This window comes from Stenotrophomonas sp. STEN063 (assembly GCF_056854515.1).
Genome location: NZ_JBXFWF010000120.1, coordinates 1 through 4,758 on the forward strand (window position 1 = coordinate 1; position 4,758 = coordinate 4,758).

A 4,758-nucleotide genomic window follows, 5' to 3' on the forward strand; every position below is an offset into this window, starting at 1 on the left:
TTCAATACAACCCGCTCCCGCGGCCGCCCCCCCCGCCCCCCCACTACAGGTGGGGCTCTGCCGGTAAAGCCTCTGCCGAGCATGGCTCGGCACTACAGGCGTTCGGCCCTCAGCGCTGGCAATTCCCGCACCACACCGTTGCGCGCTGGCCAATGCTGGCGTAGCGCAGTGCGCGCCCGCATTGTTTGCAGTTCTCACCTTCGCGCCCGTACACCAGCAGCTCCTGCTCGAAGTAACCCGGCGCGCCATCGGGACTGATGAAGTCGCGCAGGGTCGTGCCGCCCCGGGTGATCGCATGTCCCAGGATTTCCTTCACCGCATCGGCAAGCCGCTGGTAGCGCGCCCGCGATACCTTGCCGGCCTCGCGCAGGGGATTGATGCCTGCCATGAACAGGCTTTCCGCCGCATAGATGTTGCCGACGCCGACGACAATGCCCTGGTCCATCAGGAAGGTCTTGATCGGCGCCTTGCGGCCACGGCTGCGCTGGAACAGATAATCGCCATCGAACGCATCCTCCAGCGGTTCCGGACCAAGTCCAGCCAGCAGCTCATGCGTTTCACCTGCAGGCTGCCATAACAGGCAACCAAACCGACGCGGATCGTTGAAGCGCAGCAGGCGGCCGTCTTCCAGGCTGATATCCACATGGTCGTGCGCGCGCACCGGGGTGTCACCGGGCAAGACGCGCAGGCTGCCGGACATGCCCAGGTGCAGCACTGCACTGCCCAGTCCGGTATCCAGCAACAGGTATTTGGCGCGACGACGGATCGCCTCGATACGCTGGCCCGGCAGCAGCTGTTCGATCTCGGCGGGAATCGGCCAGCGCAGGTCCGGCCTGCGCAGGATCACACCGTGGATGCGTCTATCCACCAGATGTGGTTCCAGGCCGCGCCGGGTGGTTTCTACTTCGGGTAGTTCTGGCATGCAGGCCTCAAAGCGTAGGTATCTGACTGTTCTTGTGGGAACGGCGTGAGCCGTGAAGCTGGTGGTGGCGAACGACGGACCTGTATCGATTGCAATGCGCTATCGCGCTTCGGTTGGATTGGAGGCTTCGCGGCTTACGCCGCTCCCACATCCCGCATTTCATGGGTTGTAAGTCAACGCGGTGGCGCCATCAGTTCGCGGGCGCTCAGGTAGCCGTCGCTGTTGGCATCCTGGCGGGTGAAACGGGCCAGGATCACCTGTCGTTGCTCTTCGCGGCTGATCGGCTTGCCGCGCCCGCCCGGCTGCTCATCCGGCTGCAGGACGCCATCGCCATTGCGGTCCATCTTGTCGAAGGCGTACAGCATCCATTGCAGGTACTCATCCGGGCTGACCCGGCCATCGCCATCGCTGTCCATGCGTTGCAGGTAGGCGTTGGTGTCCTGCACCTGGGCGATGGCTGGCAACGAAGCACATAGCAGGAAAAGAACGGAAAGAGTCTTCATGCGGCGCTGAGCGAATAGCCTTTCAGACGCGCTGCATAGGCCTGCAATGCAGCGCTGCCACTGGCTTCGGCTTCCTGGCACCACTGCTGCAACTGGCGCAGGCGCTCGGCGGCGTCATGGCTGCGGGCTTCCAATAACGCCGACAGGCGCGCACGGTGCTCGACCAACAACTGGATGCGCGGGCGCTGCTGCACCCAGCTCTGCAACTGCGCGCGGCAATCGGGTTTGAGCCAACGACCATCATTGACCAGGCCCTTGCGCATGCGCCGCGGCAACAGCTTGCGCAGCTTGGCACCCGCTGCAGCAGCCTCTTCCTTCAAGGCAGGCGCGAATACATTGCGCTGGTAATCGGTCATCGCCTGGAAGCGATGCGACAACAAGGCTTTCAAGGTGTCGGCATCGGGCACGGCGATGTTCGGACGGATGTCCATCGTCGGTGCCACCCGCAGCACCTTGGCCAGGCGCAGGAACTGCAGCAGGCAGATCGCCTGCCAACCGATGTCGAACTCCCAGCGCCGCATCGAGAAGCGTGCCGAGCTGGGGAAGGCATGATGGTTGTTGTGCAGTTCTTCGCCGCCGATCCAGAACGCCCACGGCGTCAGGTTGGTCGAAGTATCGGCCGATTCGAAATTGCGATAGCCCCACCAATGGCCAAGGCCATTGACCACGCCGGCGGCCCAGAACGGAATCCACGCCATCTGGATCGCCCACAAGGCGATGCCGGGCAGGCCGAACAACACGGTGTTGATCACGAACAGCAGGATCGGGCCGAGATTGGCATGCGGGGTATAGAGCCTGCGCTCGATCCAGTCTTCCGGCGCACCACGCCCGTATTGCTCAATGTCACCCCGCAGCGTGCGCGCCTCGCGGTACAACTCCACGCCACGCCAGAACACGGTGCGGATGCCCTTGGTGACCGGGCTGTGCGGGTCGTCCTCGGTCTCGACCTTGGCGTGGTGCTTGCGGTGGATGGCCACCCACTCGCGGGTGATCATCGAGGTGGTCAGCCACACCCAGAAGCGGAAGAAGTGCGACACCAGCGGGTGGAAATCGACGCCGCGATGGGCCTGGCTGCGGTGCAGGTACAAGGTGACCGCGAAGATGGTGAGCTGGGTGAACACCAGCAGCACCGCCAGCATGCCCCACCAGCCCAGGCCGACGATGCCACCGGTAAGGAAAACGAGCAGGGCGTCGGGCATCACGAATACTCCAGACAGTCGGTGCCAGATGAAACAACTGCTACACATCATGGGGGCTGTCGGCGCAAACTTCATCCACCGGCGGCAGGTCCGTTGGTCGAATCCTCAGCTGCCACCTACTCCTGAATGTCCATTGCACCCGCCGCCGAAGCGGCCCCCCTGATCGAACTGGACCATGCCTGCGTCATCCGCGGCCAGGTCCGCGTGCTGCACGAACTGAACCTGCGCATCGAGCAGGGCCAGCACACCGCCATCCTCGGGCCGAACGGCTGCGGCAAGTCCTCATTCATCAAGCTGATCACCCGCGAGCTTTATCCCTTGGCGCGCGCCGACGGCCACGTGCCGGTCAAGGTGATGGGCCAGACCCGTTGGCAGGTGGACCGACTGCGCGCGCAACTGGGCATCGTCACCGGCGATTTGTCCAGCAACCTGTCCAGCATGCCCGGTCTGACCGTCGAGGAAGCGGTGATCGCCGGCTTCTTTGCCAGCTTTGTGGTGCCCGCGCACCGCGACGTCACCGATGCCATGCGCCAACGCGCCCGGCACGCGCTGGAACTGGCGCGTGCCCTGCCCTTGCTGGGCCGCAGCTATGCCGAGCTGTCTGCCGGCGAAACCCGCCGCGTGCTGATCGCCAGGGCGCTGGTCAATCAGCCCAAGGCCTTGCTGCTGGACGAGCCGTCCACCGGCCTGGACCTGATCTCGCGCCAGCACCTGGTCGACAGCATGCGCAACCTTGCCCAGCAGGGCATCACCTTGGTGCTGGTCACCCACCACATCGAAGAAGTGATCCCCGAGATCAACCGCGTCGTGCTGATGAAGGGTGGTCGCATCTTTGCTGACGGCAGCCGTACCGAGCTGTTGCGCTCAGGTCCGCTGTCGGAGGTGTTCGGCGGGCCGATCGAGGTGCGCGAGGATGATGGGCGGATGTCGGCCTGGGTGGGCAGTTTGTAAGTTGGCGATTGCTTGAAAGGCAAAAGCACCCCTCCCCAACCCTCCCCTGCGCGTTGCGCAAGGGAGGGAGCTCTGGCCCCTCCCCAGCCTTCCCCTTGCCTTCGGCAAAGGGGGGCAGAGCGCGGCCGTTGGTGCGATGATGCCCGTCCGCTCCCGTAATCCCCTTGTCGTCGCAATGTCATTCTCCGTTTCCCCGCTGCGCCTTGGCGCCGCCCTCGCGCTGGCCGCCGTACTCAGCGCCTGTTCCAGCACCCCGACCCTGTCCTCCACTCCCGGCGGGGACTCCAGCAGCAAGGCCACCGGCTATCTGGTTGGCAGCGCCATCCCCGACAGCCTCGCCCTGAGCCCGGCACCACCGGCGCCCGGCTCGGCATCGGCACAGCTGGATGAAGCCGTCGCCAATCAGGCCCTGAGCATGCAGGGCAGCGCACGCTTCGCGCAGGCACATACGGACGCCGACCTGAGCTTCCCGGCCGGCGCCGACCAGTTCAGCTGCGCGCTGGGCGTGGCGGTCACCGCCAAGACCACGCCGGTGCTGTACCGCCTGCTGGAACGCAGCCGCATCGACGCCAGCGCCGCCACCAAGGCAGCAAAGACGCACTACCAGCGGCCGCGCCCGTTCATGGTCAACAACGCACCGACCTGCACGCCCGACGATGAGGAAGGCCTGCGCAAAAGCGGCTCCTACCCGTCCGGCCACACGTCGATCGGCTGGGCCTGGGGCCTGATCCTGTCGGAAATCGATCCCGACCATGCCACCGCCCTGATCGAACGTGGCCGCAACTACGGCCACAGCCGTCTGGTCTGCAACGTGCATTGGTATAGCGATGTGCAACAGGGCCAGTTCATGGGCGCGGCCACGGTCGCGCGCCTGCATGACAATCCGGCATTTGTCGCTGACCTGGCCAAGGCGCGCGAAGAGCTTGCCCATGCACGCACGCTCAAGCTGCCACTGCCGCGCGACTGCGCTGCGGAAACCGCAGCATTGACCTCGGACATCCCCGAAGCCCGCTGAGCAGTCCTACCTGTAGTGCCGAGCCATGCTCGGCATCGCGGTCCTGGCAATCCGCTTTTGTAGGAGCGGCGTCAGCCGCGAAGGGCGGCTTGGTGCAATCGCCGGCAGATGGGCAAAGTGGGAGACCCTCAGCATAGCCGGCGCCGCACCGGCCACCGGGTCTGAGGC

5 protein-coding genes are annotated in these 4,758 nt (G+C 65.1%); 2 read left to right on the top strand and 3 right to left on the bottom strand.

The window, feature by feature from the left end; all coding sequences use genetic code 11:
- Nucleotides 1-109: 109 nt before the first annotated feature.
- The 3 genes from mutM to AC1VWL_RS19145 form a co-directional block, all read right to left on the bottom strand.
- On the bottom strand, nucleotides 110-922 hold the full coding sequence (mutM, locus tag AC1VWL_RS19135; protein ID WP_482987733.1) for a bifunctional DNA-formamidopyrimidine glycosylase/DNA-(apurinic or apyrimidinic site) lyase: 813 nt from the start codon (nucleotides 920-922) through the stop codon (nucleotides 110-112).
- 173 nt (nucleotides 923-1,095) lie between these two features.
- Entirely contained in the window at nucleotides 1,096-1,425 is a 330-nt protein-coding gene (locus AC1VWL_RS19140; RefSeq protein ID WP_482987734.1) for an EF-hand domain-containing protein, read from the bottom strand.
- Nucleotides 1,422-2,624, bottom strand: a complete 1,203-nt coding sequence (locus AC1VWL_RS19145; protein ID WP_482987735.1) for a DesA family fatty acid desaturase — start codon at nucleotides 2,622-2,624, stop codon at nucleotides 1,422-1,424. Before AC1VWL_RS19145 ends, AC1VWL_RS19140 begins: the two co-directional genes overlap by 4 nt.
- A gap of 126 nt (nucleotides 2,625-2,750) precedes the next feature.
- Here AC1VWL_RS19145 and AC1VWL_RS19150 point away from each other — a divergent pair, with 126 nt between their 5' ends.
- Both AC1VWL_RS19150 and AC1VWL_RS19155 read left to right on the top strand, forming a co-directional pair.
- Entirely contained in the window at nucleotides 2,751-3,575 is an 825-nt protein-coding gene (locus AC1VWL_RS19150) for an ABC transporter ATP-binding protein (RefSeq protein ID WP_482987736.1), read from the top strand.
- Nucleotides 3,576-3,750: 175 nt separating this feature from the next.
- Entirely contained in the window at nucleotides 3,751-4,590 is an 840-nt protein-coding gene (locus tag AC1VWL_RS19155) for an acid phosphatase (RefSeq protein WP_481615539.1), read from the top strand.
- The last annotated feature ends 168 nt before the right edge of the window (nucleotides 4,591-4,758 follow it).